This window comes from Pseudomonas sp. 21LCFQ010 (assembly GCF_024129905.1).
GTDB lineage: Bacteria > Pseudomonadota > Gammaproteobacteria > Pseudomonadales > Pseudomonadaceae > Aquipseudomonas.
Genome location: NZ_JAMYDZ010000013.1, coordinates 116,815 through 130,526 on the forward strand (window position 1 = coordinate 116,815; position 13,712 = coordinate 130,526).

15 protein-coding genes and 1 tRNA gene are annotated in these 13,712 nt (G+C 60.1%); 13 read left to right on the forward strand and 3 right to left on the reverse strand.

Features of this window, described 5'->3' with window-relative positions; genetic code table 11:
* Nucleotides 1–79: 79 nt before the first annotated feature.
* The 6 genes from NJC38_RS16395 to NJC38_RS16420 all read left to right on the forward strand — a co-directional run bounded on the left by NJC38_RS16395 (nt 80) and on the right by NJC38_RS16420 (nt 6,963).
* Nucleotides 80–1,921, forward strand: a complete 1,842-nt coding sequence (locus NJC38_RS16395) for an S-type pyocin domain-containing protein (RefSeq protein ID WP_253115815.1) — start codon at nt 80–82, stop codon at nt 1,919–1,921.
* Nucleotides 1,922–2,028: 107 nt separating this feature from the next.
* Nucleotides 2,029–3,135, forward strand: a complete 1,107-nt coding sequence (locus NJC38_RS16400; RefSeq protein WP_253115817.1) for a Gfo/Idh/MocA family oxidoreductase — start codon at nt 2,029–2,031, stop codon at nt 3,133–3,135.
* 274 nt (nt 3,136–3,409) lie between these two features.
* Nucleotides 3,410–4,969, forward strand: coding sequence for an alkaline phosphatase D family protein (locus NJC38_RS16405; protein WP_253115820.1), 1,560 nt, complete (start codon nt 3,410–3,412; stop codon nt 4,967–4,969).
* A 209-nt stretch (nt 4,970–5,178) separates the two neighbouring features.
* Nucleotides 5,179–5,253 (forward strand) — tRNA-Gln (locus tag NJC38_RS16410).
* A 170-nt stretch (nt 5,254–5,423) separates the two neighbouring features.
* The gene (locus tag NJC38_RS16415; protein WP_253115822.1) at nt 5,424–5,774 is read left to right on the forward strand and encodes a hypothetical protein; all 351 of its coding nucleotides are present in this window, start codon (nt 5,424–5,426) and stop codon (nt 5,772–5,774) included.
* A complete protein-coding gene (locus tag NJC38_RS16420) occupies nt 5,734–6,963 on the forward strand; it encodes a sensor domain-containing diguanylate cyclase (protein WP_253115824.1) in 1,230 nt (409 codons plus the stop codon). Before NJC38_RS16415 ends, NJC38_RS16420 begins: the two co-directional genes overlap by 41 nt.
* Nucleotide 6,964: 1 nt before the next feature.
* Here the strand turns inward: NJC38_RS16420 and NJC38_RS16425 are convergent, their stop codons facing one another.
* A complete protein-coding gene (locus NJC38_RS16425) occupies nt 6,965–7,462 on the reverse strand; it encodes a signal peptidase II (protein ID WP_253115826.1) in 498 nt (165 codons plus the stop codon).
* Nucleotides 7,463–7,619: 157 nt separating this feature from the next.
* On the opposite strand from NJC38_RS16425, the gene NJC38_RS16430 reads away from it, so the two are divergent.
* From NJC38_RS16430 to NJC38_RS16455, 6 genes are all read left to right on the forward strand, one after another.
* Nucleotides 7,620–8,000 (forward strand): hypothetical protein, encoded by a 381-nt coding sequence (locus tag NJC38_RS16430; protein WP_253115828.1) that lies wholly within the window; start codon nt 7,620–7,622, stop codon nt 7,998–8,000.
* A 19-nt stretch (nt 8,001–8,019) separates the two neighbouring features.
* Entirely contained in the window at nt 8,020–8,481 is a 462-nt protein-coding gene (locus NJC38_RS16435; RefSeq protein ID WP_253115829.1) for a metallophosphoesterase family protein, read from the forward strand.
* Nucleotides 8,478–8,900 carry a hypothetical protein gene (locus NJC38_RS16440; protein WP_253115831.1) on the forward strand — a complete coding sequence of 141 codons (423 nt, stop codon included), beginning with the start codon at nt 8,478–8,480 and terminating at the stop codon, nt 8,898–8,900. The genes NJC38_RS16435 and NJC38_RS16440 overlap by 4 nt, the downstream gene beginning before the upstream one ends.
* A 35-nt stretch (nt 8,901–8,935) precedes the next feature.
* Nucleotides 8,936–9,259: a YciI family protein gene (locus NJC38_RS16445; RefSeq protein WP_253115833.1), complete on the forward strand. Its 324-nt coding sequence runs from the start codon at nt 8,936–8,938 to the stop codon at nt 9,257–9,259.
* A gap of 35 nt (nt 9,260–9,294) precedes the next feature.
* Nucleotides 9,295–9,777, forward strand: a complete 483-nt coding sequence (locus NJC38_RS16450; protein ID WP_253115835.1) for an HIT family protein — start codon at nt 9,295–9,297, stop codon at nt 9,775–9,777.
* Nucleotides 9,778–9,891: 114 nt separating this feature from the next.
* Nucleotides 9,892–10,920, forward strand: a complete 1,029-nt coding sequence (locus NJC38_RS16455; RefSeq protein WP_253115837.1) for a cytochrome D1 domain-containing protein — start codon at nt 9,892–9,894, stop codon at nt 10,918–10,920.
* A gap of 61 nt (nt 10,921–10,981) precedes the next feature.
* Here NJC38_RS16455 and NJC38_RS16460 read toward each other — a convergent pair whose 3' ends face one another.
* Together NJC38_RS16460 and NJC38_RS16465 are read right to left on the reverse strand one after the other, a co-directional pair.
* The gene (locus NJC38_RS16460; protein WP_253115839.1) at nt 10,982–11,632 is read right to left on the reverse strand and encodes a DsbA family protein; all 651 of its coding nucleotides are present in this window, start codon (nt 11,630–11,632) and stop codon (nt 10,982–10,984) included.
* A gap of 11 nt (nt 11,633–11,643) precedes the next feature.
* The gene (locus NJC38_RS16465) at nt 11,644–12,522 is read right to left on the reverse strand and encodes an MBL fold metallo-hydrolase (protein WP_253115841.1); all 879 of its coding nucleotides are present in this window, start codon (nt 12,520–12,522) and stop codon (nt 11,644–11,646) included.
* A 121-nt stretch (nt 12,523–12,643) separates the two neighbouring features.
* On the opposite strand from NJC38_RS16465, the gene NJC38_RS16470 reads away from it, so the two are divergent.
* Nucleotides 12,644–13,558 carry a LysR family transcriptional regulator gene (locus NJC38_RS16470; RefSeq protein WP_253115843.1) on the forward strand — a complete coding sequence of 305 codons (915 nt, stop codon included), beginning with the start codon at nt 12,644–12,646 and terminating at the stop codon, nt 13,556–13,558.
* Nucleotides 13,559–13,712: the final 154 nt, after the last annotated feature.

Here is a 13,712-nt window from a genome sequence, read left to right on the forward strand (position 1 = left end):
TTATCTGGAAAAACGCAGAACAACCCCGCCGCTGGCTCAAGCGACGGGTTGGCTCTACATAAACCAAGGGAACTTAATCATGCAATTCAAGGAACGACTGCAAGACTATACGCGGGCAGAGTTTGCAAGTTTTCTGAACAAAATCTGGGCCGTTGACGTTGTCGCTGATGAGCACGATCTGATGATCGAACACTTTGATCGGCTGACCGCCCATATTCGGGGGTGCGACCTGCTTTTTTATCCCGATACGCGAAATCAGCGGGATGCCTATTCAGAAAATGAAACCGCATTGGGAGAGATTCAGGCCTGGTATGGCGTTCGAAAACAGCAAGCATTCAAGGACGATGTACCTGTTGGCAGTAACACTGCTCTGGATGCAAGGGGGCGTGCTCAGCGTGAGCTTGACCTTGTCGTTGCTCAGGTTGGCGAGTTGGATGGCCAGCAGGCAGCCGCCCAGACATGTTTGAACGAGTATGAACATCAGCTTGATGAGGCCGACAAACGCTTGTCATCAGACCTGAGTAAGACCGCGACTGCAGACATCTTTACTCAGACGGAGCGCCATCTTGATCATATGGATGAATTGCGCACTAAAGTCATCGGTGTTCTGAATCGCTATAAACATGCAGGCGGTCGCTTGGCGTTTTCTTTGGACTGGGCGCGGCGAGCGGGGACCAAAATTGGCACTCAGGATCTTGAGCAGCGAAAGCTGGAGCTTCTCGATCAGGCGAGTCAACGTTACCACGGGCACAAGGCAGTCTTTGAACAGCGTCATCGGTCGTTGCATGAGCGTGCAGAGGTGACTTTCAGGCGTACCCGAGATCATCTGGTTCGTTTGGCATACGCGGCTAAAACCGGTCCTTCATGGGGGCGACAGACACTGATTGCGCCGCTTTTTCGAATGGACTTTCATCCTCGACTACTGGCCGCAGAACCAACCCGATTCGAGTTATTTGACGATCAATGGCAAATACTCAGTCGATGCCTTCGTTCTGCTGTAACAGGACTTGCGTGGGAGCTGGACGCGCCTGACGATGCGTTAATGGCCAGCATTCTTGGGTTCAGCGATAGCAGGCCGGGTTGTGGCGATCCTGTGGCCTTCAGTGTTCCTCTGCGCGAATTGATGTCTGCTGAGGGTGTGGATTGGCACTGTCTTGCTTTGGCGAACGCGCACGTTGAGATGCCTTACCGGGTGAGCATTGCAACATACCCGTTGCGGTATGGACGAGACTGGAACGGACTGCGCGAGGTATTGGAGCAAACCAATGTGTGTGTCGTTCGTACTGATGGGGCGGAGATTGCTTCCAGCGTGAGGGTTCGCATGGCCGTGTGGGATGAACTGGAACAGGGCTGGCGCCTGAACTGCCCGGATGGCCGTCAGCGTGAGGTTCTCTGGTACAGTCATTCTCAATGGGCGCAAAGGGTTGGTGCAGCGCAAGGCACTTCCCGCGGCGGTAATTTTGCCCCCCGCGATGTTCCAGAGGTCGAGAGTGCTGACCTGTCGGCAACCCAGCTGGACGATTATGTTGCAGTCTTCCCGGTTAGTTCGGGATTGGAACCGGTATATCTGAGCTTCACTCCTGATTACGAGTATCCCGGCGTTGTTGTAGGTCAGGGCCAGCGCGTTGCGGCTGACTGGCTCAACACCTCTGCGCAACCCAATGCTGTTCCCTCGCAGGTTGCCGATATTCTGCAAGGTCAGGTATTTGATCGTTTTCGGCTCTTTCTTGTTGCCTTCTGGCAAACAGTGGCCAGCTTACCTGAACTGTGTACCGGGTTTGATCCGGATGAAAAACAAACCATGGCAGCGGGTCAGGTCTCTCGTCTGTCCAGCAATTTCAGGATCGGTTTCATTCGCAGCCCGCTGGAAGGCGGTGACATCTACGACTTGGACAACCTGCAAATTGTCCGGACGGGTTAAGGCCTGTTTGTCTCTACATCGGCAAATTCGCTGAACTTCCCCGCCCATCACTGGCCCCACTCCATACAGGGCAGCCAACCGGCTGCCCGCGATCCAGGAGAGTCAGGATGCCAAGTGAAGACGGCAAGATTCGCTACGGTGTGGTAGGTGGCGGCTCGATTTCTCAAGGGGCATTCATGCCCGGTGTCGGCCAGACCCGTAATTCGACGCTGACGGCGCTGGTGACCGGTGACCCGGACAAGGCTGATCGACTGGCGACGCTGTATGGCATCAAGGCTTACCGTTATGAGGACTATGACAGGCTGCTCAAGTCCGGCGAGATTGATGCGGTCTATGTGGCGACCCCCAACTTTCGCCATCTGGAGTTCGTGCTGCCGGCCCTGGAGGCGGGCATCCATGTGCTGCTGGAAAAGCCCATGGCCACCAATGAGACTGACTGCCACACGATGATCGAAGCGGCCAATCGCACCGGCAGCAAGCTGATGATCGCCTACCGGCTGCACAGCGAGCCGGGCACGCTGGAGATCATCGAACGGGTGCGGGCAGGGGAGTTCGGTGAGCCTCGGCTGTTTACCTCGACCTTCACCCAGACCGTCAAGCTCAGTAATCACCGTACCCAACATGGCTTTAGCGCAGGTCCCGTACCGGATATGGGGCCTTACCCGCTGAACATGGTGCGCCAGTTGTTCGCGGCCGAGCCGATTGAGGTCAGTGCAGTGGGCGTCAAGACGCCGGGCCGTGATATCGGCACCTGGGACACGGTGACGGTGTCGCTGCGCTTCCCGGACGAGCGACTGGCGCAGTTCACGGTCAGCTACAGCCTGCCGGACAGCGAGCGCTTTCAACTGATCGGTAGCGAAGGCGAGGTCGAGGCTTCACCTTGTTTCGGTTACGGCGAAGGGGTCGGCATTGCTTACCGTGCCCATTTGCAGGAAGAGAGCCGCAGGGTCACCCATCCGGTGGTGGATCAGTTTGCCGGTGAAACTGCGTATTTTTCTGACTGCATCCTTAACAACGAAGTACCGGAGGCCGATGGCCAGGAAGGCTGGCGCGATGTTCGGGTGGTCGCGGCCATCGAACGCGCCTTGCAGACCGGGCATCCGCAGGTGCTGGAGCCGTTGCCGGCCAGGCGCGGACCACAACCCGGCCAGGCCCGGCAGTTCCCGCTGGCCAAGGTGCCGGAGATGATCGACACCGAGATGCCGACGGAATAATTGTCGGGAGCGCGGTCTTGTGGGAGGGCGTTTAGGCACTGCAAGTCTCTGTGGGAACAGCCGGCCGGCGTTCCGGTCGCACGTGAAGAGGCCGGTAAAGTCACAGCATCTGCTGCGAACACGCCGCCGTCTTCGCTAGCAAGCTAGCTCCCACAAAGGCTGCGGCGCTTATCTGAGCAGTATTGCCTGTAGGCCAGAGCGCAACGAAACACTGTCACATCCCTGCCAAGCCTGGCTGTTAGCGTGAAGCCTCACATCTGCAAGAGGCTTCTCCATGACCCTGTTCGACCCCACACGCCGTCGCATCATTCAAGTGGCCGGTGCCGGTCTGCTCTTGCCGGGCCTGGCACCGGCAGTGATCGCTTCGAATCGGGACCGACCGAAGATCACCGATGGCGTGCAGTCCGGCGACATTTCCGGCGACCGTGCCGTGGTCTGGAGTCGTTGTGACCGGCCTGCGCGGCTGATTGTGGAATGGGACACCCGCAGCATGTTCAGCAACCCGCGCCGGTTGGCCTCGGCGCTGGCCGATGCGCGCAGTGACTTCACCGCCAGGGTCGATCTGAGCGAATTGCCGGCCGATCAGGCGATCTTCTATCGCGTGCAGTTCGAGGATGCGCAGTCCGGTGTGCTGAGCGAGCCGGAGTTTGGCCACTTGCGCAGCACCCCGCAGCAACGGCGCAACCTGCGTTTTGTCTGGAGTGGCGACACGGTGGGGCAGGGGTTTGGTATCAACCCGGACATCGGCGGCATGCGTATCTATGAAGCGATGCGCCTGCGTCTGCCGGATTTCTTTATTCACAGCGGCGACACCATTTACGCCGACGGTCCGGTGCCGGCGCAACTGAGTACCGAAGGCGGGCGGATCTGGCGCAACATCACCACCGAGGCGAAAAGCAAGGTGGCCGAGACCCTCGACGAGTACCGCGGCAATTATCGTTACAACCTGATCGATGAAAACCTGCGCCGCTTCAATGCCCAGGTGCCGCAGATCTGGCAGTGGGACGATCATGAGGTGACCAACAACTGGTCACCGGGCAAGCAGCTCGATGACCGCTACAAGGTCAAGGACATCAAGCTGCTGGCGGCACGCGGTCGCCAGGCGTTTCTCGAATACGCGCCGATGCGCCTGCAGCAGGCTGACAACGGCGGGCGGGTGTATCGCAAGATTGGCTATGGCCCGATGCTTGATGTGTTCGTGCTGGACATGCGCAGTTACCGTGATGCCAACGACGCCAACCTGAGCGAAAAGCCTGGCCCCGGCACGGCTTTTTTAGGGCGCGAGCAACTGGACTGGCTCAAGCGCGAACTCAAAGCCTCTAAAGCGCAGTGGAAGATCATTGCGGCCGACATGCCCATTGGGCTGGGTGTGCCGGACGGCGAAGTCAGCCCCGGCGTACCGCGCTGGGAAGCCATTGCCAACGGGCAGGACGGTGCACCGGCTGGACGGGAGCTGGAAATCGCCGAACTGCTTGGCTTTCTCAAGGCCCAGCAGGTTCGCGATTGCGTATGGCTGACCGCCGATGTGCATTACTGCGCGGCTCACCATTACCAGCCTGAGCGCGCGGTGTTCCAGGATTTCGACCCGTTCTGGGAGTTTGTCGCCGGTCCCCTGAACGCTGGCAGCTTCGGCCCCAACCCGCTGGACAAGACCTTTGGCCCGGAACTGGTATTCCACAAGGCCCCGCCAGCGCAGAACACCTCGCCGTTTGCCGGCTTTCAGTTTTTCGGTGAGGTCAATATTGACGGGCAAAGCGCCGCGCTGACCGTAACTTTGAGGGATCTGGACGGGGTCGCGGTGTTCGAGAAGACCCTGGCGCCCGCTGTCAGTTGAAGGGCGATTGGCCTGGTCGCAGCGGCCAAATTCCTGTGAAAGCCTGTGCATACAGCTGGTTAAACAGTAACCAGCTGTTTTAAAAGTAATTTTTTTAAACAAAGGGCTTCACAGACGTAAATAATGTTGGTAAATTGCCGCTCATTCCAGCACAGCCCGCCAAACAGGCATGCAGGAATCTTCAGCAGAGTGTTCGCACTCGTCGCTACAGGGGCGTCGCCAAGCGGTAAGGCAGCAGGTTTTGATCCTGCCATGCGTTGGTTCGAATCCAGCCGCCCCTGCCATTTTCTCTCAGGCTCAGCCGGGCCGAATCTCTAAATAATCGCTCTTGAAGTCGTCAGCACATTAGCCGCCAACAGGCACGTATGCGTGTGCAGATTTGTCTTCGTTCAGATGCCGCAGGGTATGAAACCTGCAGTGCGTAGCGTAACTGCCAGAACGTTGACGACGATTTATGAACCCAACTGCCTTCCTGTCTGGACGCCTGACGCCCAAAGCGCTGTCGATGTGGATCGTGGTCTTCATCTGCCTGGTCTGTGTCTCGCTGCTATTGGCCACGCTCTGGCAGGTCAAACAGTCGGCAGATGAGCGTCTGGCCAATGCCCGCAGTGCGGTGTTCAACATCGTCCGGGCGGCCGAGCAACACGCGACCGACACCGTGCGCCAGGCTGACAGCACTCTGAAGAACATTGCTGAACGCATCGAGGTCGATGGCTGGGGGGGCGCCGCAGCGGCTGCGTCTTTCGCAACTGATGGCCCGCAACGTGGTGGACGTGGAGGGCGTGCAGGGGCTGTTCATCTATGACGAACACGGCAACTGGATCGCCAACTCGTTCACCCAGACCCAGAGCAGCCGCAACAACAGCGACCGCGACTACTTCATCTGGCACCGGGACAACCCCAGTGCGGCGGTCCATATCGGCTCGATTGTCGCCAGCCGCACGACAGGCGATCTGATCGTACCGATCAGCCGACGCCTCAATCATGACGATGGCAGCTTTGCCGGCGTGGTTCTGGCCACTGTACCGGTGGCGTATTTCCAGAGCTTCTTTGAACGGCTGGACGTTGATGGCAAGGGCGTGATTTTCCTGGCCCTGGCAAATGGCGACCTGCTGGCACGTCGCCCGACGCTGGAAAAGATCATCAGTACCAATATCGCCAAGGGCGAGATCTTCAGCAGGTACTTGCCACTGGCTGATCATGGCAGCGCCGTGGTCACTTCCGTGGTTGACGGGGTCGAGCGGCTGTATGCCTATCAGCGTATTCCCGGCTTGCCGCTGGTAACGGCTGCGGGCCTGTCGCTCGATGCGGTGTACGCCCAGTGGTGGAACTATGTGTGGCGTTCCTTCGCCCTGACCGGTTTGATGGTGACGGTAGTGGCTTTGCTCGGCTACCTGATCTGGCAACAGATTCAGCGGCTGTTGCGTGCCGAGCACAGCCTCAGTGCTGCGCACCGTGAACTGGAACAGATTGCCCGCACCGACGGCCTGACCAGCATTGCCAACCGCCGCTCGTTCGACCTGGCGCTGGAGCGCGAGTGGGCTCATGCCAGGATCAACCGGCTGCCGCTGGGTGTCATCCTGCTGGATATCGACTGGTTCAAGCAGTACAACGATCGCTACGGCCATCTGCAAGGCGATGAGTGCCTGAAACGGGTCGCCCGCCTGCTGCGTGACAACCTTGAACGCCCCGATCATATGGTCGCGCGTTACGGCGGTGAAGAGTTTGTGATCCTGCTGCCCGGCAGCGCACTGGCCGATGCCGCTGCTGTCGCCGAGCGGGTTCGCGCAGCGATTGCTGCCGACTGCCTGGAACACGCTGCCAGCCCGCTCGGTCATGTCTCGATCAGTGCCGGTGTGGTCAGCAGCGACAGTCTTCAGGCCAGCAACGCTGCCCAGTTGCTGGCCAGCGCCGATCAATTGCTGTACCAGGCCAAGCAGCAAGGCAGAAACCGGGTCTGCCAGGCTGGGCCCAGGGTGTACCGGGTTTCCTGACTCAGGCTGTACGGGGTTTGCCGAAACCTGCAAATAGCAGATAAAACGCACCGGCCATGATGGCCATGTCGGCGATATTGAACACGCCGGTGTGCAGGCTGCCAGCGTTCAGCACCAGATAATCCACCACATGGCCGTCGCGCCAGGCGCGGTCGAACAGGTTCGAAGCACCGCCCAGAGCAATCAGGTACACCGCTGCGGCTTTGGCAGGTGCAGCCTGCCAGCGTGACAACGCCCACCAGAGCGCCCAGGCCACCACCACACCCACCCCGACGATGAAAATGCCTTGTTTGACCATCGGCGGCAGACTGGCGCCCAGGCTCAGAAAGGCGCCGGGATTCAGGCTCAGGGCGACGTCCAGCCAGAGGCTGTCGGAGCCGTAGCGAAAGTTCTCGTAGGGCAGGCGGGCGAGGGCGACAAGTTTGACCCACTGGTCGAACAGCACGAATAGGATGCCTACAACAATGGCGAAAGCCGGTTTTTTCAGGATGGATGGCATAGAGAGCGACGCTGCCTGTCAGCAATGGAAGAGGGCGTGAAGATAGCCTGTTTCTGCAGCCAGTTCATGAAATCCGCAAGCGCTCAAGCTCCGTTGCCGCAAGCCGATATACCCAGGCCTTTGTCATGGAGACTTCGTTACGCCTCGCAGGACGCGCTTGTTACTGACTCTTTTGGTGCTGGTGGCACTGTTTGCCGTTGGGACCCGGCTCGACTGGTCGTACCCCTGGAGAATGTACACCGGCTACCAGCAGTTTTCGAACAGCCTGCCCGACCGTGCAACAGTCGAGCGGCTCAACCTGCGCCTCAAGGCCGAGTTTGGTGGCGATGTTGAAGCTGACTACCGCATTAGCGTGAACGACGAAGGCAAGGTCACCCGTGTCATTGGCCTGAACTGGGTGTGTCGCACCGGTGTTGAAGGGCAGGCTTTCATCAAGGCCACCATGCGCCAACTTGACCAGCTGAGCTTTGAATGGCCTGATGAGATCCATATGCAATTCAAGTGTGCCCTGGCCAAACGTGAGGTCTGGCGCGGTTGATCCTGATGATGGAGAACCCATGAAAATCGGCGTCATTTCCGATACCCACGGCCTGCTGCGTCCCGAGGCCGTGGCGGCCTTGCAGGGCTGTGAGCGGATCATCCACGCCGGCGATATCGGCAAGCCCGAAGTGCTGGAACACCTGGCGCGTATCGCACCCTTGCATGTGGTGCGCGGCAATAACGACCTGGACTTTGCCTGGGCGCAGAACCTGCCGGATCAATCACTGTTCGATCTGGGGCCGTGGCAGGTGTTGCTGGTTCACGATGTCGCTGATGTGCCTGCGCCGCTTGATCCGGCGATAAAACTGGTCATCACCGGCCACTCGCACAAACCCTTGATTGACTGGCGCGGCGAGCGGCTGTTCCTTAACCCCGGCAGTGCCGGACCGCGACGCTTCAAATTGCCGGTGACCGTGGCGCTGCTGGAGGTGTTGGATTCGGGTATCGAGGCGCGGCTGGTGGCGTTGCTGGCTTCATGAGGCAACGCTCGGTTTTTACCGTGCTGATGCTGCGAGTCGTGGCCATTGTGGTCATGCTCCCGGTGACGCTGTTGGCCGGGGTCTATGGCCTGCTGGCGCTGGGTCTGCTGGTGTCCTTTGTCGTTGAAGAGGCTGTGCTGTCTATCGAGGACATGCTCCGCCGCGTGGGGCTGGCGGTTTTGCTCGGTGGCGGCTGGTTCGGCATCGTAACGGGCTGGCGGCTTTACTATCATTTTTTAAAATCATTCGGGTATCCGCGGTGGTCCAAATGGGCCTGGGCTGGTTTGCTCAGCGGCACACTGTGCAGTGTGGTCCTGCTGGTCATCACCGGGCAGTTGTTCATGCTCTGGCCGCTGCTGGGGGGCGCCTGGCTGGCCGGCTTGCTGCTCAACGCTGGCCGTAACAGGCGCAGTGCCTGAGCGGGCGAATCAGCCGCAACGAAATGGAGGACGGTATGCCGTACTTGATCATCGCTTATGACCATCCGGGCAAGGACCAGGCACGTGAGCAGGTGCGTGACGCGCACCGCCAGTACCTGGCGACCTATGGCCGCAAGTTGCTGTCATCCGGCGCGCTGCTGGATGAGACTGGCACCCGGATCATCGGCGGTGCTTCGTTGATCGACACCGAAGACCGGCAAGAGGCTGAACGCTTCGAGGCAGAAGATCCTTACGCCAAAGCGGGCATTCGCGCCGAGGTGCAAATCATACCCTGGCGGTTGCGCTGGTGGCTGGGGCAGTTCGATGCGGCTGGGCATCATCTCTCTAACAACTGCTGATATCCTGCCAACCCCATAGCTCCTTCTGGTCCGCGATGCACATTCCTGAACACCTGATCATTTTTGAAACCGGGCACTGGGTTCTCAACCATCACATGGCTTCTGCGCTGCCAGGCTATCTGATGCTCGGTGCCAAAACTGCAGGTGCCTTGGGCGATTTGCCTGAGATCGCCCAGGCTGAACTGGGCATGCTGCTCGCCAAGGTTCAGCGAATCATGCAGAGCGAGTTGCAACCTGAGCAGTTGTATATCAGCCGTTACGGTCATGAGGCGGGCTGGCCTATTCATTTTCATTGCATCCCTGTCTATGCCTGGGTCGAAGAACTGTTCTGGAAGGATGAGCGCTACCGGGCGCTCAGAGCGTTCGATTACCCTCCCGCTGCCAGCCCGAAGACCGACGGTGCCGAACTGACTCTGTTCATTTGGCGCGAGTTTGGGGAGAACCCGACCAAACCTCCGGTTGTCGGGCCAGGGCGTGAGCAGGTCATTACCATCCTGCGTCGTGCTTTCGAAGAATGAGGGCTTACCCTCTGCAACATCCGCAAACGCTCTGATCGCGAACTCACAACCTTGCTAGCGGGTCGAAATCCGGCTTTTCAATAATGGAATTTCACCGCTGCAAGGAGACTGTCGATGTTGCATTCAATCCCCCCATTCCTGCGCCGTGCCTGCCTGGCCGGCCTGTTGCTGGGTGCGCCACTGGCCCAGGCTGCCGAGGTGCTGTTGGTCGGCAACAAGGACGGCGCCAGCGTCTCGGCGCTGAGCATGGCCGATGGCAAGGAACTGTTGCGTCTGCCGGTGGGCACCGGTCCTCATGAGGTCATCGTGTCGCGTGACAATAAACTGGCTGTGGTTGGCAATTACGGTGCGCCGGGCAAGCCCAACAACAGCCTGACGGTGATCGACTGGCCGACGCGCAAGGTGCTGCGCACCGTGGACCTGGGCGAAGACACCTTTCCTCACGGCATCCGCTTTCTGCCGGATAACCAGCGCATTGCAGTCACCACCGAGGGCAGCGAGCGCCTGCTGCTGGTGGACCTGAAACAGGGCAAGGTGGTGCAGCGCGTCGCCATTGGCGGTGGCAAGCCGCACATGGTCGAGCTGTCGCCGGATGCGACCCGTGCTTATGTGACCCACGTTGACGGCGGCCGCCTGTCGGTGGTGGATCTTGAGCAGTACCAGAAGATCGCCGAGGTCGAGACCGGCAAAGGCAGTGAGGGCATTGCGATCAGCAAGGATGGCCGCGAAGTGCTGGTCAGCAACCGCGAAGCCGATGAAGTGGTGTTTGTTGATACGCAGAGTCTGAAGGTCACCGAGCGGATCAAGACCGGCCAGTTTCCGATCCGTATTGTCATGACCCCGGATGGCAAACACGCGCTGGTCACCAATGCGCGTTCGGCTGAACTGTCGGTTATCGATGTCGCGCAGAAAAAGGAGATCAAGCGCATCGCCCTGGCTCAGGAGGGCGTGAGCTATCGCAAGACCATGCTCGGTGAAGCGGCATTGCCGATCGGTGCGATTGTTGCTCCCGATGGCAAGCGCGCCTTTGTGGCGGTTAGTGGCGGTGACCATGTGGCGGTGATCGACACCGCTACATGGACTATTCAGCAGCGCTGGAAGGCCGGGCCAGAGCCCGATGCGCTGGCCATCATCCGCGATTGACACCCCTGATCGGCTTGGCGTCGGCAGCGCTGCAGTCGCCTGCAGAGCAGCCTCCCACAAATCACGCGTCGAGCCTCAGGATTGCGTCCAACTGCGAATCAAGCTCTGCCAGCGTCGCGCCGGTGCCCGGCAACGGGTGTGCGGTATTGCCATCGATATACAGCAGCGTCGGGTAAGAGCCGATGCCCAACTGGCGTGTGATGGCAAAATCCGCTCGGGCCTGGGCGCTGGCGGCGTCGCTCTGCAAGTCGTGCAGTACGGCCTGCACATCAAGACCATTGGCTGCTGCGATTGCACCCACCGTGGCAGGTTCGGACAGACTCAGACCTTTGCCATAGAACGCGGCCTGTAGCTCATGCGCCCAGTACACGGCACGCTCCGGGGCATGGGCGCGCAGCACCGCCAGGGCTCGTGCGGCGTCCAGTGAATCCATGACCGCCGTGCCTTGCTGCAACAGGGCGGCATAACCTTCACCAAAGCGGGCACCGGTCAGTTGCGAAATGCGCTGGTTGGCCTGCGCGATATGCGGGTAGCTGGAGATCGCTGCCGCGCGCGGGCCGATGAACAGCCCGCCGCTGATTGCGCTGAACGCCACTCGATGACGATTGGCCGCTTCGAATTCGGCCAGCCGTTCGGTAAAGCCCCAGCACCAGCCGCAGTACGCATCCATGACATATACCACAGCCTGAGTGGGCAGCTTGAAGGCTTGCATGGCGTTCTCCCTTACCACTTCATTTCGCCGGTAGCGACCTTGGCGCCGATATCCAGGGCGATGCCCAGCCCGGCATTGGGATAAGCGGTTTGCATGGCCTTGATCAGCGTGGCGCTGTCTTTGGCTTTCTTCAGTTCGGTGTCCCAGCGTTGCAGGTACTGCTGGGTGTAGGTCACTTGCGAAACGTCCTGCGCGGCGCCCGGTGCAGCGTGCCCTGGTACCACGATGGCCGGTTTCAGGGCGGCGATGTCCGCAAGCTTGGCCGACCAGACCGCGCGGTCTTCAGCGCTGGCAGCGTCGGCGGTCCAGGCATGCAGCCCGGCGTACACATTGACCCCGCCGACCACGGCTTTGAGCGAGGGAATCCACACATAGCTGCGGTGCGGCAGGCGGCCGTCGGCGCCACGGATTTCCAGGGTCTGGCCTTCCAGCGTCAGCGCGTTGGCTTCAAGCACGGCAGGCAGGCTGACATGTGCCGGGGCATTGGCGCCCATTTTCGCGGGCCAGAAGCTCAGCTTGGTCGGCAGGGTCGCCTCGATCTTTTTGATCGTTGGCGCAGTGGCAACTACTTGGGCATCCGGAAAGTAGCCTTTGAGGATATCAATGCCGAAGTAGTAGTCCGGGTCAGGCTGGCTGATGTAGATGGTCTTCAGGGTCTTGCCGCTGTCGAGCACCATGGCCGCGATGCGCAGCGCGTCAGCGCGGGTGAAACCGGTGTCGACCAGCAGCGCGTCAGTCTTGCCGGTGACCAGCACGGCGTTGACGTTAAAGCTGTTGGCATCGGCATGGTAGACCTTGAGGTCCAGCGGGTCGGCTTGAGCGACCGCAGCGGCCGACAGCGAGAGTGCGGCGACGGCAGCCAGACGGGTGAAAAGGCGCGGGATCGTCATCAAAGGTGTTCTCCAGATTGGATTGCAGCGGCTGCTGCGGGTGGAGAGCACTGTATTGATTCAGTAGGCGCAGATAAACTTCGCTTCAGGCAATGGTTTGTCAACCGGATCGAGCATATCAATGGATCGTCTTACCGCCATGCGGGTGTTTGTAGAGATTGTCGAACGGGGCAGCATGAGCGCTGCCGCCGAGGCTTTGGACATGTCCAGGGCCATGACCAGCCGCTACCTTGAAGGGCTGGAAGCCTGGCTGGGCGTGCGGCTGCTGCACCGCACCACGCGCAGGTTGGCCTTGACCGATGCCGGTGAGCAGGCGCTCAAGAACTGCCGGGAAATGGTCAGCCTGGCCGGCGACATTGTTTCCCAAGCCAGTCAGGCCGGCGAGGTGCAGGGGCGGCTGCGGCTGACCTCGGCGCCGTCGTTCGCGCAGGCGCAATTGACCGCAGCGGTGGTGGAGTTTCAGGCCCTGCACCCCAAGGTCGAGATTGACCTGGTGATGGTCGACAGGACGGTCGATCTGGTCCAGGACCGCATCGATCTGGCCATTCGCCTCAGCCAGCGCATCGATGACGAACTGGTCGCACGGCGTCTGGCGGTCTGCCGATCGGTGCTGTGCGCGTCGCCGGCTTATCTGGCCAGGGTCGGTACGCCGGTAAGCCCCGAGGATCTGGCGGCGCATAAAAGCATTCTGCACAGCCATGGCTTTGCGACCAGTTACAACCTGCGCAAGGGCGAGCAACTGACAGTCGTGCAAGCGCGAGGCAGCCTGACGGCGAACGAAACCTCCATCGTGCTGGCCGCCGCACTGGCGGGTGCGGGGATTGCGATGCTGCCGACCTATTACGTGGGCGAGGCGCTGGCCCGCGGCACACTGCAGGTGGTGTTGCCCGACTATGCACTCGATACCATGAATATCCATGCCGTCTACCTGTCGCGGCGCCACCAGCCGTTACCGTTGCGCTTGCTTATCGAGTTTCTGGCCGAGCGATTTGGCGGCGATGTTGCACCTTGGGACCGGGTTGCGCTTGATTCGTAGGAGCTGCTTTAGCAGCGAAGCTTTTCGCGGCTAAAGCCGCTCCTACAAGGTCGGTGGCGCAGGCAGATCAGCGAATGTGTCAGCTGTGTAGCAGAGCACTACCAAGCTGCGATTGCCCGGAAAAGAATGGCGTTTATACCTGTCGGCCAGATTT

Coding starts and splice junctions, on each gene's coding strand:
- NJC38_RS16440 (WP_253115831.1), top strand. CDS start 8,478: ATGAGGCAACGCTCGGTTTTTACCGTGCTGATGCTGCGAGTCGTGGCC.
- NJC38_RS16415 (WP_253115822.1), top strand. CDS start 5,424: ATGAACCCAACTGCCTTCCTGTCTGGACGCCTGACGCCCAAAGCGCTG.
- NJC38_RS16405 (WP_253115820.1), top strand. CDS start 3,410: ATGACCCTGTTCGACCCCACACGCCGTCGCATCATTCAAGTGGCCGGT.
- NJC38_RS16460 (WP_253115839.1), bottom strand. CDS start 11,632: ATGCAAGCCTTCAAGCTGCCCACTCAGGCTGTGGTATATGTCATGGAT.
- NJC38_RS16425 (WP_253115826.1), bottom strand. CDS start 7,462: ATGCCATCCATCCTGAAAAAACCGGCTTTCGCCATTGTTGTAGGCATC.
- NJC38_RS16435 (WP_253115829.1), top strand. CDS start 8,020: ATGAAAATCGGCGTCATTTCCGATACCCACGGCCTGCTGCGTCCCGAG.
- NJC38_RS16445 (WP_253115833.1), top strand. CDS start 8,936: ATGCCGTACTTGATCATCGCTTATGACCATCCGGGCAAGGACCAGGCA.
- NJC38_RS16450 (WP_253115835.1), top strand. CDS start 9,295: ATGCACATTCCTGAACACCTGATCATTTTTGAAACCGGGCACTGGGTT.
- NJC38_RS16465 (WP_253115841.1), bottom strand. CDS start 12,522: ATGACGATCCCGCGCCTTTTCACCCGTCTGGCTGCCGTCGCCGCACTC.
- NJC38_RS16470 (WP_253115843.1), top strand. CDS start 12,644: ATGGATCGTCTTACCGCCATGCGGGTGTTTGTAGAGATTGTCGAACGG.
- NJC38_RS16455 (WP_253115837.1), top strand. CDS start 9,892: ATGTTGCATTCAATCCCCCCATTCCTGCGCCGTGCCTGCCTGGCCGGC.
- NJC38_RS16400 (WP_253115817.1), top strand. CDS start 2,029: ATGCCAAGTGAAGACGGCAAGATTCGCTACGGTGTGGTAGGTGGCGGC.
- NJC38_RS16395 (WP_253115815.1), top strand. CDS start 80: ATGCAATTCAAGGAACGACTGCAAGACTATACGCGGGCAGAGTTTGCA.